This is a genomic window from Nonomuraea sp. NPDC049784, from assembly GCF_040659615.1.
GTDB lineage: Bacteria > Actinomycetota > Actinomycetes > Streptosporangiales > Streptosporangiaceae > Nonomuraea.
On record NZ_JBFAMX010000059.1, the window covers coordinates 1 to 21,601 of the forward strand.

Genomic DNA, 21,601 nt, shown 5'->3' on the forward strand with positions numbered 1-21,601 from the left:
CGATCATGCGCAGCTCGCCGCGGGCCAGCATCGGCTTGAGCATGTTGCCCGCGTCCATCGCCCCCTCGGCGGCCCCCGCGCCGACGACGGTGTGCAGCTCGTCAATGAACGTCACGATCTGCCCGTTGCTCTCCTTGATCTCGGAGAGCACGGCCTTGAGCCGCTCCTCGAACTCGCCGCGGTATTTCGCGCCGGCCACCATCGCGCCCAGGTCGAGCGCGATCAGCCGCTTGTTGCGCAGCGACTCGGGCACGTCGCCGGCCACGATGCGCTGGGCCAGGCCCTCGACCACCGCGGTCTTGCCGACGCCGGGCTCGCCGATGAGCACGGGGTTGTTCTTGGTGCGCCGGCTGAGCACCTGGACGACGCGGCGGATCTCGGAGTCGCGGCCGATGACCGGGTCGAGCTTGCCGGAGCGGGCCCGCTCGGTCAGGTCGACGCCGTACTTCTCCAGCGCCTGGTAGGTGTCCTCAGGGGTCTCGCTGGTGACGCGGGCGTGGCCGCGTACCTTCTCGAACGCGTCGAGCAGCGCCTGCGGCGTCGCGCCCTGCGACTTGAGCAGCTCGGCCGCCTGGCCGCCGTCGGCGGCCAGGCCGACGAGCAGGTGCTCGGTCGAGACGTAGAGGTCCTCGAGCCGGTTGGCGTGCTGGGCGGCGGTGTTCATCACCGTGAGGAGCTGGCGTGAGCTCGACGGCGCCCCCACTGTCGCGCCCTGTGCCTTGGGCAGCGCCGCGAGCAACTCCTCCGCCCGCGCCCGCAGCGTGCGCCAGTCGGCGCCGACGGCCTCGAGCAGCGGTACGGCGGTGCCGCCCGTCTGGGAGAGCAGGGTGGTCAGGAGGTGAACCGGGGAGATCTCCGGGTTGCCGTCAGCGGCGGCACGCCGCATGGCACCCGAGAGCGCTTCCTGGCTCTTCTGGGTGAGCTTGTAGTCCATTCTTTCTAAGCCCCCGGTGGCAGCTCGTAGCGGATCAGCGCTCTGACCATGCGCATCTCGGCGCGCAGGCGGTGAACCTCCTCACGCAGCCGCAGAGCTTCGTTCTCGAGCTCGAGGATCCGCTTGATGCCCGCGAGGTTGATGCCCTCCTCCTGGGAGAGCCGCTGAACCTCGCGGAGCTGGATGATGTCTCTCGTGGAGTAGAGGCGGCCGCGCCCCGCCGTGCGTCCAGGACTGACCAGGCCGAGCCGGTCGTACTGGCGCAGGGTCTGAGGGTGTAGCCCCGACAGCTGCGCGGCCACCGAGATCACATAGACAGGCGTGTCGTCTGACAGGTCGAAGTAGTTGGCGTCCATCGGCTACTCGCTTCTGGCTCGCTGAATCAGCTCAGCGCGCGGGTCCTCACCTGCGGTCGCGGTGTTGAACTCGCTGAGGAGCTCGCGTGACTTGTCGTCGAGCGTCTTCGGCACCATGACCTCGACGCTGGCGAGCAGGTCACCCTTGGTGCCGTCTTTGCGGGTGACGCCCCTGCCGCGCACGCGGAACGTGCGCCCGTTGGGCGTGCCCGCGGGGATGCGCAGCGTGACCGGCATGCCCTTGAGGATCGGCACCTTGATCTCCGCGCCGAGCGCGGCCTCCGTGAACGTCACCGGGACGGTGATCGTCAGGTTTTCGCCCGACCTGCCGAAGACGGCGTGCGGCTTGACGTGCGTCAGGATGTAGAGGTCGCCGGCGGGGCCGCCGTTCTCGCCCGGCGCCCCCTTGGCCTTGAGCTTGACCCGCTGGCCGTCGGCCACGCCGGCTGGGATGCGGGCCTGGATGGTGCGGGTGCTCTTGGCGCGGCCGCTGCCCTCGCACACGGGGCAGGGGTCGTCCACGATCAGCCCGCGGCCCTTGCAGTCGCGGCAGGGCTCGGAGAAGGCGAAATTGCCCAGGTTGCGGCTGGCCGCGCCGGTGCCGTCACAGGTGGGGCAGACCCTGGGGGTCGTGCCCGCCTTGGCGCCGGTGCCGGTGCACGCGGCGCAGGCGGCCGAGCTGGTCAGCCTGAGCGACACCGTGGTGCCCTCGGCCGCTTCGGTGAACGTCAGCGTGACCTCGGACTCGATGTCCTGTCCGCGCCTCGGCCTGGTCGTGGTGCTGGTGCGGGTGGTGCCGCCGCCCCGGTTGAACAGCCCGCCGAACAGGTCGCCGAGCCGCTCGCCCGCACCGCCGCTCGTGCCCTGTCCGGTGCCGCCGAACAGGTCACCGAAGTCGAACGAGAAACCGCCACCGCCGGGGCGCTGGCCGCCCACCCCGGATCCGAACAGCGTCCGCGCCTCGTCGTACTCCTTGCGGCGCTTGGTGTCGGACAGGACGTCGTACGCCTCGGAGACCTCCTTGAACTTGGCCTCTTTGGACGGGTCGCCCTGGTTGCTGTCGGGGTGGTACTGCCTGGCCAGCTTCCGATAAGCCTTCTTGATCTCCTCGGCGGTGGCGGTCTTGGGCACACCAAGGACGGCGTAGTAGTCCTTCTCCAGGTAGTCCTTGGTGCTCATCTACGGCCCTTCGTCCTCGTGTCAGTTTTCGTCGTCGTCATTGGACGCGGGAGTGGCGTCCCCGGGCTCCGCGACGGCCACTCGCGCCGGACGCAGCACCCTGTCACCCAGCCGGTATCCAGGCTGCAGCACCTCGATCGCCGTCGGCTCGGTCACGTCCGGCGAGTAGCTGTGCATCAGCGCCTCGTGGACGGTCGGGTCGAACGGCTCGCCCTTCTGACCGAAGGAGCTGAGGCCCAGCTTGGTGAGCGCCGACTCCAGCGACTCCGCCACCTTCGCGAAGCCCCCGGTCAGCTCGCCGTGGTCGCGGGCCCTGCCGATGTCGTCGAGCACGGGCAGGAGATCCGCCAGCGCGCCCGCGACCGCCTGCTCCCTGACCGCGGCGCGGTCGCGCTCGACCCGCCTGCGGTAGTTCACATATTCGGCCTGGAGTCGCTGCAGGTCGGCGGTCCGCTCGGCGAGCTGGGCCTCCAGCTCGCCGTTGGCGGCGGCCGCCGCGGGCGGCTGCTCGGCGGCGGATACATCCCTGACCTGCCCCGTCTCCGGGTCGATCTTGCGGTTGTCGCGGATCACCGGCTGGTCTTGCCCGTTTTCACGCGGCGGCATCACTTGTCCTTCTTCGGCTCGTCGTCGACGATCTCGGCCTCGACCACGTCCTCGTCGGCCTTCTGGCCGTCACCGGCGGCGGCGTCCTGCGGGGCGCCCTCGCCACCGGCCTGCTGGCCCTGGCTCGCGGCGTAGATCGCCGAACCCATCTTCTGGCTGACCGTGGCGAGCTTCTCCGCGGAGGTGCGGATGACGTCGGTGTCGGTGCCCTCAAGAGCCTTCTTCAGCTCGGACAGGGCGTCGTTGACCTCGGTCTTGATGTCGCCGGGAACCTTGTCGTCGTTCTCGCGGAGGAACTTCTCCGTCTGGTAGGCGAGCCCGTCCGCGTTGTTGCGGACCTCGGCCTCCTCGCGGCGCTTCTTGTCCTCCTCGGCGTACGACTCGGCCTCGCGCATCATCCGCTCGATGTCGTCCTTCGGCAGCGCGGAGCCGCCGGTGATCGTCATCGACTGCTCCTTGCCCGTGCCCAGGTCCTTGGCGGAGACGTTGACGATGCCGTTGGCGTCGATGTCGAAGGTGACCTCGATCTGCGGGATGCCGCGCGGAGCCGGCGCGATGCCGGTCAGCTCGAAGGTCGCCAGCTTCTTGTTGTACGAGGCGATCTCGCGCTCACCCTGGAAGACCTGGATCTGCACCGACGGCTGGTTGTCCTCGGCCGTGGTGAAGACCTCGGAGCGCTTGGTCGGGATCGTCGTGTTGCGCTCGATGATCTTGGTGAAGATGCCGCCCTTGGTCTCGATGCCCAGCGACAGCGGGGTCACGTCGAGCAGCAGGACGTCCTTGACCTCACCCTTGAGCACGCCGGCCTGCAGGGCGGCGCCGATGGCGACGACCTCGTCCGGGTTGACGCCCTTGTTGGGCTCCTTGCCGCCGGTCAGCTCCCTGACCAGCTCGGTCACGGCGGGCATACGGGTCGAGCCGCCGACGAGCACCACGTGGGCGATGTCGGAGACCTTGATGCCGGCGTCCTTGATGACCTGGTGGAACGGGCCCTTGGTCCGCTCGAGCAGGTCGGCCGTCAGCCGCTGGAACTCGGAGCGGGTCAGCTTCTCGTCGAGGTGCAGCGGGCCCTCGGACGAGGCCGTGATGTAGGGCAGGTTGATGTTGGTCTCGGACTGGCTGGACAGCTCGATCTTGGCCTTCTCGGCCGCCTCGCGCAGGCGCTGGAGCGCCATCTTGTCCTTGGCCAGGTCGACGCCGTGAGCGTTCTGGAAGCGCTTGACCAGCTCGTCGACGATGCGCTGGTCCCAGTCGTCACCACCGAGGTGGTTGTCACCAGAGGTGGCCTTGACCTCGACGAAGCCGTGGCCGTCCTCCTGGCCGACGTCGAGCAGCGACACGTCGAAGGTGCCGCCACCGAGGTCGAAGACGAGGATGGTCTGGTCCTGCTCCTTGTCGAGCCCGTAGGCGAGGGCCGCGGCGGTCGGCTCGTTGATGATGCGGAGCACGTTGAGGCCCGCCACCGTGCCGGCCTCCTTGGTGGCCTGCCGCTGGGCGTCGTTGAAGTAGGCCGGGACGGTGACCACCGCGTCGGTGATCTTCTCGCCCAGGTACGCCTCCGCGTCCTGCTTCAGCTTCTGCAGGACGAAGGCGCTGATCTGCTGGGGCGAGAACTTCTTCCCGTCGATCTCCTGGGACCAGTTGGTGCCCATCTCCCGCTTGACTGAGCGGATCGTCCGGTCCACATTGGTGACGGCCTGCCGCTTGGCGACCTCACCGACGAGGACCTCGCCGTTCTTCGCGAAGGCGACCACGGACGGCGTGGTCCGCGAGCCCTGCGCGTTGGCGATGACGGTGGGCTCACCGCCCTCGAGGATCGAGACGACGGAGTTGGTCGTCCCCAGGTCGATACCTACCGCACGTGCCATGAGTACGTCCTTGTAGTCAAAGTTGAGTCTTGTGGACTCAAGCTACGAATGCCAGTCGGCTTTGTCAAACGACTTGAGCCTACTCGACTCAACCCTCGTGAGCGCGCGGGCATTCCTTCTAACGGACGCGAATCTCAGGATGGTTCCTGGCGCGAAAGCGGACCCCGGCGCGGTGGGTGCGCACCGGGGTCCACATGGGTGATGGCGTCAGCGGACAGGCGCCTACGGAGGGATGTCTGTTGCTGGACGCGTTACTTGGCGCCGTCCACGATCTTGCGCTTGCCGATCGGCTTCTTGAGCTTGACCGTCGTGGTCTTCTCGATCGCGATCATGATGCACGACACGTTCCTGGCCTTGGGCGAGGTGCCCTCGTACAGGGTGATCGTGACGTTCTTGGCCGTCTCCTTCACCTTGACCCGGTCGAGGACCGTGCACGGGGCGACGCCCGACCACCAGGTGAGCTGGATCTTCCTGCCCTTGGACACCGGCTTGGCCTTGGTCCAGCGGACCTTGTGCACGTTGATGGCGTTGCCGGTCGGTTTGGTCGGCTCCGGGCCCTTTGTTGGAGTGGTGGTGGCCGGGTTCGCCACGACAGGTGGTTGTTGCGGGGGCGTGGAGGCGGCCCGCTCAGCAGACGGGGCCGCACCGCAGCTCGTCGCGAGCACGAGACATCCGGCCAGAGCAGTCGCTGTCATTGCACGCATACCTATTCGACGAATAGGACGGGTCCCCGGTTCATTTCTCGGAAGTTAGTGTGGTTCGCGTGCTCCGTCAGGCTCTCCTCGGGATCTCCAAGAGCGAACGCGCCGAGCGCGTCATCTCCACCTCGCGGCTGACCGCCGACGTGGTGAGGCGCTACGTCGCGGACGACATCGGCGCCGTGATCGGCGAGCTGACCCGCAAGGGGCTGCTGGTCACGGTCGACCATCTCGGCGAGGAGGTGACGGAGCGGGGGCAGGCCGAGGCGGCGGTCGACGAATACCTGCGGCTGCTCGGGCTGCTGCCCGCGGGCGCCGACGTGTCGGTCAAGCTCACCGCGCTCGGCCTGCGGTTGTCGGAGGAGCTCGCGCTCGACCACGCCGCCACGATCTGCCGAGCCGCCGCGGACAGGGACGTCACGGTGACGCTCGACGCCGAGGAGCACGACACGATCCGCGGGCTCCACTCCGTGCACGCCGCCCTGCGCGGGGACCATCCCGACGTGGGCGTGGTGGTGCAGGCGTACCTGCCGGACGCCCTGGAGCGCTGTGAGAGCCTGGACGGGGCCCGCGTGCGTCTGTGCAAGGGGGCGTACACCGCTCCCGGGGCCTACACCAGGCCCGCCGACATCGACCGCTCGTTCGTACGGTGCCTGAGGATCCTGATGGCGAGCACCGCCTATCCCATGGTCGCCACCCACGACCCCAGGATGGTGCGCATCGCCTCCACGCTGGCCGTGCTCGAGGGCCGCGACGTGACCGGCTACGAGCACCAGATGCTGTACGGCGTGCGCCCCGACGAGCAGCTCCGCCTGGCAGGCCAGGGCGCGAGGATGCGCGTCTACGTCCCCTACGGCTCCGACTGGTACGCCTACCTCATGCGCCGCCTGGCCGAGCGCCCCCGCAACCTGGCCTTCTTCCTCAGGTCGCTGCTCTCACGCCGCTGACCCGCCCTGTCCTCGGGGACGACACCCGGCACCTACCCGCAGTTAGTAGGCTGCCAGCGTGATTGCGATTCTGGGCACGGGAAAGATGGGCGAGGCCCTGCTGTCCGGGCTGCTGCGCGCCGGGTTCAAGCCGGGCGACATCATGGCGACCACCCGCAGGGCCGAGCGGGCGCAGGCGCTGCGCGAGACGTACGGCGTGCGCACGGTCTCCAACTCCGAGGCCGCCAAGTCGGCCGACACGCTCATCCTGGCCGTCAAGCCGCAGGACATGGCCACGCTGCTGGCCGAGATCGCCCCCTACGTGCCCGCCGACCGCCTGGTGATCACGGCCGCGGCCGGCATCACGACGGCGTTCGTGGAGCAGCGGCTCGGGGTGGACGTGCCCGTGGTGCGGGTGATGTCCAACACGCCGATCAGGTTCGACGAGGCGATGAGCGTGATCTCGGCGGGCGCGCACGCGGGCGAGGAGCACCTCGAGCTCACCGAGGGCCTGCTCAGCCCGGTCGGCAAGGTGCTGCGCATCCCCGAGTCCCAGCAGGACGCCGCCACCGCGCTCTCCGGCAGCGGCCCGGCCTACTTCTTCTACCTGGTCGAGGCCATGGTCGACGCGGGCATCCTGCTCGGCATGCCGCGGGCCGCCGCGCTCGACATGGTCATCCAGTCCATCGTCGGTGCCGCCGTGATGCTGCGCGACTCGGGCGAGCACCCGGTGATCCTGCGCGAGGCCGTCACCTCGCCGGGCGGCACGACGATCGCCGCCATCGCCGAGCTCGAGCGGCACAGCGTTCGGGCCGCGTTCCTGGCCGCCATCGAGGCCGCCCGCGACCGGGGGCGCCAGCTCGCCTCCGGCTGAGAGACCGGCCCGTCCCGCTCCTACGATGGGTCGGGTGACGTTACGTCGCGGCATCGCGCCGCTGCTCGTCCTTTTCGCACTGACCGGCTGCACCTCCGACAAACCGCCGAGCGTCCAGGTCGGCGAGGTCAGGCGGGGTCCGGTCACCGAGGTCGTCGAGGCTCCCGCCACGATCGGCGCGCGTGCGTCCGCGACGCTCCGCTCGCCCGCCCAGGGCACGATCGCCAAGCTGTACGTCCGCGAGGGCGATCACGTGCGCAAGGGCGAGATCCTGGCCAAGATCAGTTCGCCGGAGGCCCAGAGCCGCCTCCGGCAGGCCCGCCAGGCATCCAAGGCGGCCACGCCCGCGAGCTTCACCCCGAACGTGCGGCTGCCGTCGTTCGACACCACGGCGTTCGACCGCACGGTGGCCGCCCACTTCGCCAAGGCCCGCAAGGAGGCCAGGAAGGTCGAGGACGCCGGGGCGCGCAAGCAGCTCCTGAACGCCATCGACCTGGCGCAGGCCCAGCACAAGGCGCAGACCAGGGCCCTGGCCTCGATCACCGTCGAGCTCAACCGCTCGATCAGCGGGATCCTGTCCGGCGTGACCAGCGGCCTGGCCGGCTCCATGGCCTCGCTGCAGGCCGCGTCGAAGTCGCAGGCCAAGGCGGCGCTCAAGGCGGCGGAGAGCACGGTCAAGTCGCTCACGATCAAGGCGCCGTTCGGCGGCGTCGTCACGCTGGGCCGCGCCTCGGCGGGCGGTGGCGTGCCGAGCGGCGTGGAAGGACTGCTCAGCCAGCTTCCCGGCGGCGGACAGCAGGTGCCGTCCCTGCCCTCGACCGGCTCGACGTCCGGCAGCCCGGTCGCGACGGGCGTCCCCGTCTCGGCGGGCGACTCGATCCTCACTGTCACCGACGTCTCCAAGCTCACCCTGGACGCCGACGTCGACGAGACGGACGTGCTGCTGGTCAAGAAGGGCGTGCGGGCCGCCGTGGAGCTGGACGCGGTGCCCGGCGCCACGTACACGGCCGTGGTGACCGGCATCGGCGTCACGCCCATGGAGGGCACCACGGGCGGGGTCAGCTACCCGGTGCGGCTCACGCTCGGCCCCGGTGCCTTCGACGACGGCTCCAAGGCGCCCACGCCCAAGCCGGGCATGAGCGCCGTCACGCGGCTGACCGTGCGCGAGTCGCCGGCCGCCGTCTCGGCGCCGGCCTCGGCCATCGTCTCCAGCGGGCGTGAGAGCGTGGTCTGGGCGATCAGGAACGGCGTGGCCGAGCGGCGCGTGGTAAAGCTCGGGGCCCAGGGTGACGCCGTGGTGGAGGTGCTGAGCGGGCTGTCCGTGGGCGACCGGATCGTGGTCAAGGGCGCGGACTCCGTACGGCAAGGGCAGCAGCTCCCATGACGCCCGCGATCGAGGCCGTGGACCTCACCCGGCGATACCAGCTCGACGGCGTGTCCGTGGAGGCGTTGCGCGGCGTGTCGCTCCGGATCGACCAGGGCGAGTTCGCCGCCATCGTGGGCCCGTCGGGGTCCGGCAAGTCGACGCTCATGCACCTGCTCGGCTGCCTCGACCGTCCCAGCTCGGGCGTGCTCATGGTCAACGGCGTGGAGATATCCGGCTTATCCGACACCGACCTGGCCGAGCTGCGCAACAAGACGATCGGGTTCGTCTTCCAGTCGTTCCACCTGCTGGCCAGGACCTCGGCGCTGGACAACGTGGCGCTGCCGCTGGTCTACCGGGGAATCGGCCGGGCCGAGCGGCGATCCAAGGCCCGCGCGGCGCTGGAGGCGGTCGGACTCGGGCACCGCCTGGAACACCGCCCGTCCCAGATGTCCGGCGGGGAGCAGCAGCGCGTGGCCATCGCCAGGGCACTGGTCGGCGAGCCGAAGGTGCTGCTCGCCGACGAGCCCACGGGCAACCTCGACACCGCCAACGGGGCCGAGGTCATGGCCATACTCGACCGGCTCAACGGCGAGGGCGGCGTGGCCGTGGTGCTCGTGACGCACGAGGCGGAGATCGCCGCCCACGCCCGGCGCCAGATCCACGTCCGCGACGGGCTCATCGAGCGGGACACGGCACGGCTCCCGGGGATCGAGTGAGGCCATGAACACTGAAGCGCTGTTCATGGCGCTCGAAGCCCTGCGCGTGAACCGGTTGCGCAGCGCGCTGACCATGCTCGGTGTGATCATCGGCGTGCTGGCCGTGGTGATCCTGGTGGCCATCGGCACGGGCGCGAAGGACGAGATCGAGAAGCAGATCTCCGGCCTCGGCACGAACATCATCCTCGTCGTCCCCGGCCGCATCAGTCTGGGCGCCGCCCCGACGCAGAGCAAACTCGGCCTGGCCGACGTCGCCTATGTGCGGCGCGTGGTGGGCGACCCGTCGAAGGTGACGGTCTCGCTGCAGTCGGGCGAGACCGTACGCGTCGGCAGGGCCGAGGCGTTCGTCACGGTGATCGGCACCGACCAGAACCTCGTCAACATCTTCGAGCGCCCCCTCGACAAAGGCCGCCCGCTGAGCGAGACCGACGTGGACACCCGGCGCAGGGTGGCGGTGCTCGGATCGCAGGTGGCCGACCGGCTGTTCGGCGACCTGGACCCGATCGGGCGGCAGGTGACGGTGGCCGGGGCCAGGTTCCGGGTGGTGGGCGTGTACGCCGAGGTCGGGCAGACGTTCGGGCTCTCGCGCGACCAGGAGATCCACATCCCGGTGACGACGGCACAGCGGCTGCTCGGAATCGAGCGGATCAACGGGCTCGCGGTCGGCGCGTCCGGGCCCGACGAGATCGACCCGCTCTCGGAGAAGGTGACGGCGGCGCTGCGGGCGCGGTATCCGGGCGAGCAGTTCTCCGCGGTCACGCAGACCGCGCTGCTCGGCACGATCGGCAGCGTGCTCGGCATGCTCACCGGCGTGCTGGCCGCCATCGCGGGTATCTCACTGCTGGTCGGCGGCGTCGGCGTGTCGAACATCATGCTGGTCAGCGTGCGCGAGCGCACCCGCGAGATCGGGCTGCGCAAGGCGCTGGGGGCCAGGCAGCGCGACATCCTGGCCCAGTTCCTCTTCGAGGCGGTGCTGCTGACCACGATCGGCGGGCTCGTCGGGATCGTGCTCGGGGTGGGCGGCGCGGTGGCCATCGCGGCGTTCACGGAGGTGCCCGCGTCGATCACGTGGTGGTCGATCGCGCTGGCGTTCGGGGTGTCGGCGGCGGTCGGGGTGTTCTTCGGCGTGGCGCCGGCGCGGAGGGCGGGCAGACTGGACCCCGTCATCGCCCTCCGCGCCGAGTGACCTCAGGCGTCCCGCTTCTGCATCAGGACGGCCCCCGCGATCCAGGCGACCGCGATCCAGGCGAGGTAGACGCCGAAGCCGCTCCACGGGCCGAGCGAATTGCTCCCTTGGTGCATCACGATCTGCGAGCCCGCGTTGGTGGTGAAGTAGTCGGACACGGTCTTGCCCCACTGCCCGGGCAGCATGGTCGTCATCTGGGGCAGCACCAGCATCAGCGCGATGGCCGAGACGATCGCGCCCGGCGTGTGGCGTATGACCGCGCCGAGCCCCAGCCCGAAGAGGCCGCAGGCGGTCAGGTACAGGCCGCCCCCGACCACCGCCTGCACCACCGCGCCCGTCTCGAGCGACGGCGGCCGCGTGATCGCCAGGCTGACGAGGAGCGAGGCGGCGGAGGCGACCGTGCAGACGACCAGGGACACCGCCGTGAACACCACGATCTTGCCGGTCAGCAGGCTCATGCGCTTGGGCACGGCCATCAGCGACGTGCGGATGCCGCCCGTGCGGTATTCGCTGGAGATCACCAGGACGCCCAGCGTGGCCATGGACAGCGAGGCGAACATGCTACCGATCAGGCCCATCGCGATCGCAGCATCGGCGGGGATGGGCCCGTCGGCCGAGCCCTTGGCGGAGGCGCTGATGAGCGTGGCGATGCCCAGCATCAGAAGTGCGGTGACGGCCAGCGTCCACACCGTCGAGCGAACAGAGCGGATCTTGGTCCATTCGGACCTGAGGATGTCGGTCATGACGAGAACTCCAGGCTGTCCTTGGTCAGCTCCATGTAGGCCGCCTCGAGCGACGGCTGCACGAACGTCAGCTCCTCCAGCGGGATCCCCGCCCGCGCGGTGAGCGTGCCGATCTCGAGCGTGCTCATCGCGGTCACACGTAGGTGGTCGGGGTACAGCTCGCCCACCTTGACCAGCTCCGCCACCTCGGCCAGCCGGGGCGAGCGCACCCGTACGTAGCCCTGCGAGCTGCGCCCGATGAACTCCTGCACGCTCGTGTCGGCGATGAGCCGTCCCTTGCCGATCACGATCAGGTGGTCGGCGGTCTGCGCCATCTCGCTCATCAGGTGGCTGGAGACGAACACCGTGCGGCCCTCCGCGGCCAGCTTGCGCATGAACGTGCGGATCCACAGGATGCCGTCGGGGTCGAGCCCGTTGACGGGCTCGTCGAAGATCAGGATCTCCGGGTCTCCCAGCAGCGCCGCGGCGATGCCCAGCCGCTGCGACATGCCCAGCGAGAACCCGCCGACCCGCCGCTTGCTCACCTCGCGCAGGCCCACCGTCTCCAGCACCTCGCCCACGCGGCTCGCGGGGATGCCGTTGCTCTGCGCGATGGCCAGCAGATGGTTGTACGCGCTGCGCCCGCCGTGCACGGCCTTGGCGTCCAGCAGCGCGCCCACCTTGCGCAGGGGATGCCGTAACTCCGCGTACGGCCGCCCGTCCACGAGCACCGAGCCGCCGGACGGCCGGTCGAGCCCGAGGATCATGCGCATGGTCGTCGATTTGCCGGCTCCGTTCGGGCCGAGGAAACCGGTCACCTGACCGGGCTCGACGTCGAACGACAGGTCCGACACGGCGGCGGTGCCGCCATAGCGTTTGCTCAGGTTCGTTGCGCGAATCGCGGTCATGATCCCAGCGTGCCGTCGCCCGCGCCCGGTTTCTTCCTGCCCGGGAACCGTTTCCCGGGAGGCGGTCTAGGAGCCTGCTCCTACTCTCCTGGGCGGATCAGTCCCGCCTCGTAGGCCACGATCACGGCCTGCGCCCGGTCCCTGGCGCCGATCTTGGCGAACAGGCTCGTCACGTGGTTCTTGATGGTCGAGGGGGAGACGGACAGCTCGGCGGCGATCTCGGTGTTCGACCGGCCGCGGGCGATGAGCACGAGGATCTCCCGCTCGCGGTCGGTCAGCCCGGCCAGCTCCGCAGGAACCGGTTTCGGGTGGGACGCCCGTACGAACGTGCCGATCAGCCGGCTCAGCAGGCGCGGCGCGACGGCCGACTCGCCCCGGTGCACCACGCGCACGCCTTCGATGAGTTCCTCGGGGGAGACGTCCTTGGGCAGGAACCCGCCGGCGCCCGCCCTGAGCGCGGCGACCACGTTCTCGTCCAGGTCGAACGTGCTCAGCGCGAGCACCCGCACCTCCGGCAGCTCCACGGTGATCAGCTCGGTCGCGCGCACCCCGTCGAGGCCCGGCATGTGCAGGTCCATCAGCACCACATCCGGCCGCAGCCGCCTGCTCAGCTCCACCGCCTCCGCGCCGTCCGCGGCCTCGCCGACCACCCCGAGGTCGGGCTGCGCGTCGAGCATCAGCCTGAAGCCCTTGCGGACCAGCGCGTGGTCGTCCACGAGCAATACCTTGATCTTCTCGTCAGGGATCATGTCGTCTCCAGAGGGATGCGGGCATGCACGCGGAAACCGACTTCTGGGCGCGGCCCGGTCGAGAGCCGGCCGCCGCATAACGCCACCCGCTCGGCCATGCCGCCCAGCCCGAACCCCGGCGCGCCGCCGCCCATCGCCATCCCGTCGTCCACCACCTCGACCTCCACGGCCGAAGGCTCGTACGCCAGCCGTACGCTCGCCCTGGCGCTGACCGCGTGCTTGCGGGTGTTCGTGAGCGCCTCCTGCACGATCCGGTAGACGGCGTGGTCCACGGCCGCGGGCAGCTCGACGGGCTCGCCCGTCACGGTCAGGCTGGCCGGCAGCCCCGCCGACCTCGCCTCCTTGATCAGCGAGGGTAGCCGGTCCGCGCCGACCCCCGTCGCGGCGTCAGGTCCCTCGCTGCCGTCGGCCCTGAGCACGTCGAGCAGGCGGCGCATCTCGGACATCGCCTGGCGGGCGGTCTGCTCGGCACTCTCCAGCGCGTTCCTGGTGACCTCCTGCCCGGGTGGCAGCGTGGCGCGCGCGCCGCCGACCAGCGCGTTGATGACGGTGATGTGGTGGGCGACCACGTCGTGCAGTTCCCTGGCGATGCGCCGCCGCTCGGCGCGTACGGCGGCGTCGGCGGCCTCGGCCCGGCCGCGCTCGTTGAGCTCGGTCCTGAGCCGGACGATCAGCCCGACGCCCACGGGCACGGCGATGGCGAACAGCGCGGCCAGCCAGCCGCCCTTCGCCCGCCAGAACAGCTCCATGGTCGTCGCGTAGACGGCGTAGGCCCCCGATGAGGTGATCAGGGTCGCCCGGCCGGTGGTGTATCGGCCCACGCTGTAGAACGCGATGAAGGAGGGCAGACTGAGGAAGTTCACGACCTGCGTCGCGATGCCCACGGCGTCCACCGCCGTCACCAGCGCGGCGGTCAGTATCGGCCGGCGGCGCCGCATGAGCAGGAGTGCCATGCCCGCCAGGTAGCTCGCCATGGTCAGGGCCTCTGTCGCCTCGCCGCCGGCGATGATGAAGGGCAGCGCGGGCACGGCCGGGAGGGAGAACACGATCACCAATGTCGTGTCGAAGACCCGAGGGCGACTGAAGAAGCGCACGATCTTGAGGAAGGTTCGCCGCACGCTCACGACACTAAGCGACGAAAATTGCGGATCATCGCCTACAACGAGGCGTCTGCGCTGCGGTAACGTCGGCCCCACGGGGCGCGAGGGAGAGGACAGCGATGAGCCGGTCGGCACGGGTGATCTGGGACGACGCTCTCACCTCCTACAACTTCGGTCCGAGCCATCCGCTCGCCCCCGTGCGGGTGGAGCTGACCATGGCCCTCGCCCGCGCGCTCGGCGTGCTCGACAAGGTCGAGATGGCCGGTTGCGAGCCCGCGACCGACGCCGAGCTGTCCATGGTCCACGACCCCGGCTACATCGAGGCCGTCAAACGCGTGTCCGCCTCGGGGCAGCCCGACCTCGGCGCCGGGCTCGGCACGGCGGACAACCCCGCGTTCAAGGGCGTGCACGAGGCCTCCGCGCTGATCGCCGGCGCGTCGCTGGCCGCCGCCCGCTCGGTCTGGGAGGGCACGGCCGAGCACGCGGTCAATGTCGCCGGCGGCCTGCACCACGCGATGTCCGCCTCGGCCAGCGGTTTCTGCGTCTACAACGATCCCGCGCTGGCCATCGCGTGGCTGCTGAGGCAGGGGGCCGGCCGCATCGCGTACGTGGACGTGGACGTCCACCACGGCGACGGTGTGCAGGCGGCCTTCTACGACGACCCCAGGGTCCTGACGATCAGCCTGCACGAAAGCCCGCGCACGCTGTTCCCCGGCACCGGATTCCCCGAGGAGACCGGCGCGGAGGGCACGGCCGTCAACGTCGCGCTCCCGGCGGGGACCGGCGACTCGGGATGGCTGCGGGCCTTCCACGCGGTCGTGCCGCCGCTGCTGCACGAGTTCCGGCCGGAGATCCTGGTCACGCAGCACGGCTGCGACAGCCACGCGCTCGACCCCCTGGCCAACCTGATGCTCAGCGTCGACGGCCAGCGGGCCGCGTACGCGGCCCTGCACCGCCTGGCCCACGAGACGGCCGGCGGCCGGTGGATCGCCACCGGTGGCGGCGGTTACGAGCTGGTGCAGGTGGTGCCCCGGGCGTGGACCCATCTCATCGCCGAACTGGCGGGCCACCCGGTCGATCCGGCCACCCCCACGAGCCAGAGCTGGCGCCAGTTGGTCAGGGAACGTACGGGCGAGACGCCGCCGCTGACGATGACGGATGGTCGCAGTCCGGAATTTCGTGACCTGTCTGGTGGTTATGACCCAGCGGACCCCATTGACCGTGCGATCATGGCGACCCGACATGCGGTCTTCCCCCTGCACGGCCTCGATCCAATGCCCTGACAAGGAAGAAGCTGTGCTGAGCCGCGACCAATTCCGAGAGCATCTTGTCCAGACTCGAATAGCCGGCGACGTCGCGACTCCCCGCGAGAACAACCTCGACCACTTCAGCTCGCTCGCCAACGGCGACCCGTACTACAGGCTGGGCCTGACCTTCGACCAGCCGTGGCCGTACCGCGACATCCTGGCGCTGATGGCCAAGTCCGCGGGTGTGGTCTCCGACGCCGGCCACCGCTGGGGCCAGGACACCATCGACCCCGACCTGACGATCGACGCGCTCGACGCCATGGCCGAGGCCATCGCCGCAGTGCTGTCGCGGGAGAACCCGCGCATCCTGTTCGCCACCGGACACCCGACCGGGCTGCTCGCCGTGCACCTGCCGCTGGCGCGCCTGTGCGCCGAGCGCGGGGCCGAGCTGCTCACGCCGGGCGAGGGATGGTCCTATTCCGGATCGAATTTCGGACGCCGGCGCAAGGTCCGTTACTTGCAGGACGTTGCAATGCTCGACGACAGGGGCGCATTCGTGCACACCCACGACGCGGCCCCCATGCGCCACATGATCGAGGAGCTCGGCGGGGAGCTTCCCGACCTCGTGATCGCCGACCACGGCTGGGCGGGAGCGGCGGGAGAGGCTGGTGCGCACACCGTGGCGTTCGCCGACTGCAACGACCCCGGGCTGTTCCTCGGCGAGGCCGAAGGCAAGATCGACGTGGTCGTCCCGCTTGATGACAATGTGCTACCACGCTTTTACGCTCCGCTGACGGAGCGACTCGTCACTCAGGTCTCACGAGCCCTTTGAGTCGAATTCGGTCCTCCCGATACGGTCTTTTCGCGCCTGCATTCCAAGAGGCTCGCTGTCCCTTTGCCAACTTTTGATGGGGCTCCGGCGACTCTTATGTGTGACAACTTGGACAGTTCCAACGTCCAAGTGAGGTGCTCGGCCCGGCTGCTGGCCAGCGATTTCGCTGGTTCGGCTGACAGGTGGCTCCGGCGACTGAGAAACTAGGGGGTTTGCGCACCCGGAGTCCCGACTTACGCTGACGGCAGTACACGTGCGTGAGCAATGGCACCAGTGGGGATAACCCGGAAACACGTGCGGAAGAGGCGTCCGATGGGTGCAGGCGAAAGACCTCTCAGCGAGGTGAAGTTCCTGACCGTAGCGGAAGTGGCGACGGTCATGAGGGTGTCCAAGATGACGGTGTACCGGCTCGTCCACTCTGGCGAGTTGCCGGCCATCCGTGTCGGCCGGTCGTTCAGAGTGCCTGAGCAGGCGGTACACGACTATCTGCGGGAGGCCTACATCGAGGCAGGTTGAAGTAGCGACGTGACGCGTCATGTCGTGAATGCTGTCGCGGGAGGGGCCCGGCCGTCATAACGACGCGACCGGGCTCTCACCCCCCGGTGGGGCGATCTACCGTCCATCGCCGGTAGTCTGTGAGCCGGTGTGCGCTCGCACTCCGTTAAGACTTGCTACCAGACCTGGGGGTCCCGTGGGCTCTGTGATCAAGAAGCGCCGCAAGCGGATGGCTAAGAAGAAGCACCGCAAGCTGCTCAAGAAGACGCGCATCCAGCGGCGTAACAAGAAGTAACCTACGCAGCTGCGAGGCGCGCTGATGACCCACACCGTGCTTGTCACCGGGGTCTCGCGCCACATAGGCGCCCGGGTGGCGAGCGTTCTGTCTTCCGACCCGGACATCAGCCGCGTCATTGGAGTTGACACCGTGCCGCCCCCCTCGCTGATGCGGGACGGCGGCATCTCTCTCGGCCGGACTGAGTTCGTCCGCGTGGATTTGCGCAGCCCTGACATCGCTCAGGTGATCGCGGCTGCCGACATCGACACCGTTGTGCACATGAGCCTGGTCAGTGCTCCTTCGCGGAGCAGTGGCAGGGCTGCGATGAAAGAGCACAACGTCATCGGCACCATGCAGCTGCTCGGTGCCTGCCAGCGGTCGGCGACCGTGCGGCGCGTGGTGGTGCGCTCCACCACCGCCGTCTACGGCTCGTCGCCACGGGATCCCGCGGTGTTCACCGAGGACCTGGAGCCCCAAGACGGCCCCACCCACGGCTACGCCAAGGACGCGGCCGAGGTCGAGGGCTACGTGCGCGGCTTCGCGCGCCGTCGTCCCGACGTGACGGTGTCGATGCTGCGCTTCGCCAACTTCATGGGACCTGGCGTCGACTCGCCGTTGACGCGTTACTTCACCCAGCCGGTGCTGCCGACCGTGTTCGGCTTCGACCCGCGGCTGCAGTTCGTCCACGAGGACGACGCGGTCGAGGTGCTGCGCCGGATGGCGACCGAAGACCACCCCGGCACGTTCAACGTGGCCGGGGCAGGAGTGCTGCTGCTGTCGCAGTGTGCCAGGCGTGCGGGGCGGCCGTCGTTGCCGCTGTTCTCGCCCGCCTTCAAGGTGCTGGGCGACACCGCACGCAGGATCGGGCTGGTCGAATACTCGCCCGAGCAGGTCAGGCTGCTGTGCTATGGCCGCGCGGTCGACACCTCCGCGCTGGAGGCGGCGCTCGGCTGGAAGCCCAAGTTCACGACCGGGGCGGCGTTCGACGACTTCCTGCGCACGCGCGGCCTCCATCCGTTCGGAGGTGTGCGGAGTTGAGCGTTGCGCATCACGACGCCCGCGTGATCCCGATCAGCGCGGCGCCGTCGTTCGAGAAGCCCGATCGCGTGGCCAGGATGCTGGCCTTCCTTCGCCGGCGCGTCGAGGGCGACTACGAGGTCGACGAGTTCGGCTACGACGCCGAGCTGACCGACAAGGTGATCCTCGAGCTGATCAGGCCGCTCTACACCGACTGGTTCAGGGTGGAGACGGTCCAGCTGAAGAACATCCCCGACGAGAGCGGGGCGCTGGTCGTCGCCAACCACTCGGGCACGCTGCCGCTCGACGCGCTGATGCTGCAGGTGGCCCTGCACGACGAGGCGGGCAGGCCGCTGCGGCTGCTCGGGGCGGACCTGGTCTACCAGCTCCCGGTGCTCAGCCACCTGGCCCGCAAGACCGGCCACACGCTGGCCTGCCCCGAGGACGCCGACCGGCTGCTGCGCAAGGGCGAGCTGGTCGGGGTGTTCCCCGAGGGGTTCAAGGGCGTGGGCAAGCCGTTCGCCGAGCGTTACAAGCTGCAGCGGTTCGGCCGCGGCGGCTTCGTGGCCTCGGCGATCCGCGCCGGGGTGCCGATCGTGCCGACCGCGATCGTCGGGGCGGAGGAGATCTATCCCAAGGTCGGCGATCTGAAGTTCCTGGCCAGGCTGCTCGGGCTGCCCTACCTGCCGATCACGCCGTTCTTCCCGCTGCTCGGGCCGCTCGGGCTGATGCCGCTGCCGTCCAAGTGGATGATCGAGTTCGGCGAGCCGATCCGCACCGACGAGTACGAGCCGTCGGCGGCCGACGACCCCATGCTGGTGTTCAACCTCACCGACCACGTACGCGAGGTCATCCAGCAGATGCTGAACGAGCTGCGGCTGCGCAGAGGACACGCGTTCCCGCCCTTTCTGTGAAACCGGCGCGGGGCCTGCGGTGTTCAAAGAGCGATTCGCTCATCGAACACCGGAAGGAATCCCATGGATCTTCAGCTCTCCGGCCGCGTCGCCGTCGTCACCGGCGCGTCCAAGGGCATCGGACTGGCCGTAGCGCGCACCCTGGCCGAGGAGGGTGCCCACGTCGTGGCCGTCTCGCGGACCCGTACGGACGAATGGCCCGACAAGGTCGTGCACGTGGCCGCCGACCTGATGGACCCCGAGGCGCCCGCGCGGGTCGTGGCACGGGCCGTGGAGGAGTTCGGCGGGGTGGACATCCTGGTCAACAACGCTGGCGGCCCGCCGCCCGGGGTGACGCTGCCGCAGGTGGGGTTCATGACCCCCGGCGACGACGACTGGCGTGCGATGTTCGAGTTCAACCTGTTCTCGGCCGTACGCATGATCCGCGCCGCCGTGCCCCTCATGGTCGAGCGGGGCGGCGGCTCGATCGTCAACGTCTCCTCCACCATGGCCAGGCAGCCCGGCGCCATGAACGTCGACTACGGCGCCGCGAAGGCGGCCCTCAGCCACGTCGGCAAGGCCGTCTCCGAGGAGTACAGCCCCCAGGGCGTCAGGGTCAACACCGTGACGCCCGGCCCCGTACTCACCGACTGGTGGACCAAGGAGGGCGGCGCGGCCGAGGTCATCGCGGGCATGGCCGGCTCCGACAAGGAGAGCGTCATCTCCGAGGTCGCTCCTGCCATGATGAAGCTCGCCACCGGGCGGCTCGTCCACCCGCAGGAGATCGCCGACGCGGTCGCCCTGCTCGTGTCGCCGCGCTCGGGCAGCACGACCGGCGCCGCGTTCGTGATCGACGGAGGCCAGCTCAAGGAGCTCTGACTCCTGCCGCGTGAACCCCGGAGGCGGGTTGCGGCAAGACATCCGTGACCGATCCCCCACAGAAGGGCGGAGATGATCACGCAACCCGCCACCAGGGGTGCGGACTCGGAGCTTGTGAACGCCTCGTGGACCGAACCCGAGGCGTTCGCCGAGCTGTTCGACCGCTACTCCGCCATGCTCTACAGGTACGTCTCCAAACGGCTCGGCCCCGAGCCCGCCGAGGACCTCGTCGGAGAGACGTTCCTGATCGCCTTCTCACGCAGGAAGAGCTACGACCTGGCGTACCCGGACGCCCGGCCGTGGCTCTTCGGCATCCTCACCAAGCTCATCTCCCGGCACCACCGCAAGGAGGCCGCCCGCTACCGCGCCCTCCTGCGTGCCCCTGTCGACTCCGACGTCGAGTCGCCCGCCGACCGGGTGGCCGCCGGAGTCACCGCCCAGGCCGTCCGCGCCGAGCTGGCCGGGGCCCTCGCGGCACTGCCCGCCAAGGACCGCGACGTGCTGCTGCTGATCGCCTGGGGCGATCTCACATACGAGGAGGTCGGGCGGGCGCTCGGCATCCCCGTCGGAACCGTGCGCTCCCGCCTCAACAGGGGCAGGCGGAAGGTGCGGGCCGCGCTCGGCGACACCAACCCCATGGAGGAGGAGTGACGATGGACGACCTGAAGCTGCTCCGGGACCTCGGAGGGGAGCTGGGGCACGAGCCGCCCGCGACGCTCGTCCGCCAGCGCGAGCGCCTGCTGCGTGACCGTCCCCGGCGCCGTTGGGCGGGCTGGTGGACGGCCGGGCTGGTCGCCGTGGCCACGGCCGCCGCGGTCGCCGTGCCCACCGTCCTGATCGCCGACCGCCACACTGCCGCACCGCCCGCGGGGGGCCGGACCGTGGACATGAGCGGGACCAGGAACGTCCTGGTGATCGGCTCGGACACCCGGGAGGGGGCCGGGAACGCCAAGTACGGGCCCGTGCAGGCCAGGCAAGGAGTGGGGAAGCGCTCCGACACCATCATGATCGTCCACGTCCCCGCCGACCGCGGCCGGGCCACGGCGGTGAGCATCCCGCGTGACTCCATGGTCGCGATCCCACGCTGCGGCTCGTCGCCCGCCAGTACCGGCATGATCAACTCGGCGTACGACACCGGCGGGGCCGACTGCCTCAAGCGGACCCTGGAGTCCCTGACCGGGCTGCGGATCCAGCACTCGGTCGAGGTGGACTTCGCCGGCTTCAAGGGCATGGTCGACGCGCTCGGGGGCGTGGAGGTCACGCTGCCCACGGCGGTGGACGACAAGGCGTCCAAGCTCAAGCTGCCCGCGGGCAAGCAGCTGCTCAACGGGGAGGCGGCGCTCGGGTATGTCCGGCTGAGGCATTACGGCGACGGGTCCGACGTCGCGCGGATCAAGCGGCAGCAGGTGCTCGTGATGTCGATGCTGAAGAAGGTCCGGTCGGGGATGTCCTCGCCTGACCGGCTCAAGTCCTTCCTGGGCGAGGTCCGCAAGTCGGTCAAGACCGATTTGAGCCTGGAATCCATGTACGAGCTGGCCACTGAGCTGTCCCGCACCAAGGTGGACCTGACGACAGTGCCATGGGAGCCGTATCCGGAGGACCGGAACCGGTTGCAGTGGAAGGAGCCGGAAGCCGGGCAGCTGTTCAAACGGCTCGGGTAACGGCTCGTCGTAACGGCGCCCGGCCCCGCACACCACACGACCGTCTCCCTGGACAGAGCCCGGCCCTGTGCGGTGGGTGGGCCGGCCGTGCGCAGCCGTACAAGATGGAAAG

General features: G+C 69.7%; 23 protein-coding genes and 1 pseudogene. 14 read left to right on the forward strand and 10 right to left on the reverse strand.

Going from position 1 to position 21,601, the window contains the following annotated elements; genetic code table 11:
* From AB0J09_RS15690 to AB0J09_RS15715, 6 genes and pseudogenes are all read right to left on the reverse strand, one after another.
* The coding region (locus tag AB0J09_RS15690; protein WP_360690395.1) for a Clp protease N-terminal domain-containing protein at nucleotides 1–934 on the reverse strand (934 nt) is incomplete at its 3' end.
* Nucleotides 935–1,008: 74 nt separating this feature from the next.
* Nucleotides 1,009–1,290 (reverse strand): annotated as a pseudogene (locus AB0J09_RS15695) (helix-turn-helix transcriptional regulator); the annotation flags it as partial.
* 3 nt (nucleotides 1,291–1,293) lie between these two features.
* Nucleotides 1,294–2,469, reverse strand: coding sequence for a molecular chaperone DnaJ (dnaJ, locus tag AB0J09_RS15700; protein ID WP_360690397.1), 1,176 nt, complete (start codon nucleotides 2,467–2,469; stop codon nucleotides 1,294–1,296).
* Nucleotides 2,470–2,490: 21 nt separating this feature from the next.
* Nucleotides 2,491–3,075: a nucleotide exchange factor GrpE gene (grpE, locus tag AB0J09_RS15705; RefSeq protein ID WP_360690399.1), complete on the reverse strand. Its 585-nt coding sequence runs from the start codon at nucleotides 3,073–3,075 to the stop codon at nucleotides 2,491–2,493.
* A complete protein-coding gene (gene dnaK / locus AB0J09_RS15710) occupies nucleotides 3,075–4,943 on the reverse strand; it encodes a molecular chaperone DnaK (protein WP_360690401.1) in 1,869 nt (622 codons plus the stop codon). Before dnaK ends, grpE begins: the two co-directional genes overlap by 1 nt.
* Before the next feature lie 251 nt (nucleotides 4,944–5,194).
* Nucleotides 5,195–5,638 carry a hypothetical protein gene (locus tag AB0J09_RS15715; RefSeq protein WP_360690403.1) on the reverse strand — a complete coding sequence of 148 codons (444 nt, stop codon included), beginning with the start codon at nucleotides 5,636–5,638 and terminating at the stop codon, nucleotides 5,195–5,197.
* Nucleotides 5,639–5,706: 68 nt separating this feature from the next.
* Between AB0J09_RS15715 and AB0J09_RS15720 the strand changes: the two genes are divergently transcribed.
* The 5 genes from AB0J09_RS15720 to AB0J09_RS15740 are packed head-to-tail and all read left to right on the forward strand — an operon-like array spanning nucleotide 5,707 to nucleotide 10,709.
* Nucleotides 5,707–6,588, forward strand: a complete 882-nt coding sequence (locus tag AB0J09_RS15720) for a proline dehydrogenase family protein (RefSeq protein WP_360690405.1) — start codon at nucleotides 5,707–5,709, stop codon at nucleotides 6,586–6,588.
* 58 nt (nucleotides 6,589–6,646) lie between these two features.
* Nucleotides 6,647–7,441: a pyrroline-5-carboxylate reductase gene (gene proC, locus AB0J09_RS15725; protein ID WP_360690407.1), complete on the forward strand. Its 795-nt coding sequence runs from the start codon at nucleotides 6,647–6,649 to the stop codon at nucleotides 7,439–7,441.
* A gap of 34 nt (nucleotides 7,442–7,475) precedes the next feature.
* A complete protein-coding gene (locus AB0J09_RS15730; RefSeq protein ID WP_360690409.1) occupies nucleotides 7,476–8,825 on the forward strand; it encodes an HlyD family efflux transporter periplasmic adaptor subunit in 1,350 nt (449 codons plus the stop codon).
* The gene (locus AB0J09_RS15735) at nucleotides 8,822–9,523 is read left to right on the forward strand and encodes an ABC transporter ATP-binding protein (RefSeq protein ID WP_360690411.1); all 702 of its coding nucleotides are present in this window, start codon (nucleotides 8,822–8,824) and stop codon (nucleotides 9,521–9,523) included. Before AB0J09_RS15730 ends, AB0J09_RS15735 begins: the two co-directional genes overlap by 4 nt.
* A gap of 4 nt (nucleotides 9,524–9,527) precedes the next feature.
* On the forward strand, nucleotides 9,528–10,709 hold the full coding sequence (locus AB0J09_RS15740; RefSeq protein ID WP_360690413.1) for an ABC transporter permease: 1,182 nt from the start codon (nucleotides 9,528–9,530) through the stop codon (nucleotides 10,707–10,709).
* 2 nt (nucleotides 10,710–10,711) lie between these two features.
* On the opposite strand, the gene AB0J09_RS15745 is transcribed toward AB0J09_RS15740, so the two are convergent.
* From AB0J09_RS15745 to AB0J09_RS15760, 4 genes are all read right to left on the reverse strand, one after another.
* Nucleotides 10,712–11,452: an ABC transporter permease subunit gene (locus AB0J09_RS15745; protein WP_360690415.1), complete on the reverse strand. Its 741-nt coding sequence runs from the start codon at nucleotides 11,450–11,452 to the stop codon at nucleotides 10,712–10,714.
* On the reverse strand, nucleotides 11,449–12,339 hold the full coding sequence (locus AB0J09_RS15750) for an ABC transporter ATP-binding protein (protein ID WP_360690417.1): 891 nt from the start codon (nucleotides 12,337–12,339) through the stop codon (nucleotides 11,449–11,451). Before AB0J09_RS15750 ends, AB0J09_RS15745 begins: the two co-directional genes overlap by 4 nt.
* An 80-nt stretch (nucleotides 12,340–12,419) precedes the next feature.
* Nucleotides 12,420–13,088 carry a response regulator transcription factor gene (locus AB0J09_RS15755; RefSeq protein WP_360690419.1) on the reverse strand — a complete coding sequence of 223 codons (669 nt, stop codon included), beginning with the start codon at nucleotides 13,086–13,088 and terminating at the stop codon, nucleotides 12,420–12,422.
* Complete coding sequence (locus AB0J09_RS15760; RefSeq protein ID WP_360690421.1) at nucleotides 13,085–14,206, reverse strand: histidine kinase; 1,122 nt, start codon at nucleotides 14,204–14,206, stop codon at nucleotides 13,085–13,087. The genes AB0J09_RS15755 and AB0J09_RS15760 overlap by 4 nt, the downstream gene beginning before the upstream one ends.
* A gap of 101 nt (nucleotides 14,207–14,307) precedes the next feature.
* Here AB0J09_RS15760 and AB0J09_RS15765 point away from each other — a divergent pair, with 101 nt between their 5' ends.
* From AB0J09_RS15765 to AB0J09_RS15805, 9 genes are all read left to right on the forward strand, one after another.
* Nucleotides 14,308–15,471, forward strand: coding sequence for an acetoin utilization protein AcuC (locus AB0J09_RS15765; protein ID WP_360690423.1), 1,164 nt, complete (start codon nucleotides 14,308–14,310; stop codon nucleotides 15,469–15,471).
* Nucleotides 15,472–15,484: 13 nt separating this feature from the next.
* Entirely contained in the window at nucleotides 15,485–16,267 is a 783-nt protein-coding gene (locus tag AB0J09_RS15770; protein WP_360690425.1) for a phosphatase, read from the forward strand.
* 312 nt (nucleotides 16,268–16,579) lie between these two features.
* A complete protein-coding gene (locus AB0J09_RS15775; RefSeq protein ID WP_026214222.1) occupies nucleotides 16,580–16,783 on the forward strand; it encodes a helix-turn-helix domain-containing protein in 204 nt (67 codons plus the stop codon).
* A gap of 175 nt (nucleotides 16,784–16,958) precedes the next feature.
* A complete protein-coding gene (locus AB0J09_RS15780; protein ID WP_018654693.1) occupies nucleotides 16,959–17,057 on the forward strand; it encodes an AURKAIP1/COX24 domain-containing protein in 99 nt (32 codons plus the stop codon).
* A gap of 24 nt (nucleotides 17,058–17,081) precedes the next feature.
* Entirely contained in the window at nucleotides 17,082–18,077 is a 996-nt protein-coding gene (locus AB0J09_RS15785) for an NAD-dependent epimerase/dehydratase family protein (protein WP_360690427.1), read from the forward strand.
* A gap of 77 nt (nucleotides 18,078–18,154) precedes the next feature.
* Entirely contained in the window at nucleotides 18,155–18,970 is an 816-nt protein-coding gene (locus AB0J09_RS15790) for a lysophospholipid acyltransferase family protein (RefSeq protein ID WP_360690460.1), read from the forward strand.
* Between the two features lie 63 nt (nucleotides 18,971–19,033).
* The gene (locus AB0J09_RS15795) at nucleotides 19,034–19,828 is read left to right on the forward strand and encodes an oxidoreductase (RefSeq protein WP_360690429.1); all 795 of its coding nucleotides are present in this window, start codon (nucleotides 19,034–19,036) and stop codon (nucleotides 19,826–19,828) included.
* A gap of 72 nt (nucleotides 19,829–19,900) precedes the next feature.
* Nucleotides 19,901–20,479 (forward strand): RNA polymerase sigma factor, encoded by a 579-nt coding sequence (locus AB0J09_RS15800; RefSeq protein ID WP_360690431.1) that lies wholly within the window; start codon nucleotides 19,901–19,903, stop codon nucleotides 20,477–20,479.
* Between the two features lie 2 nt (nucleotides 20,480–20,481).
* The gene (locus AB0J09_RS15805) at nucleotides 20,482–21,489 is read left to right on the forward strand and encodes an LCP family protein (protein WP_360690433.1); all 1,008 of its coding nucleotides are present in this window, start codon (nucleotides 20,482–20,484) and stop codon (nucleotides 21,487–21,489) included.
* The last annotated feature ends 112 nt before the right edge of the window (nucleotides 21,490–21,601 follow it).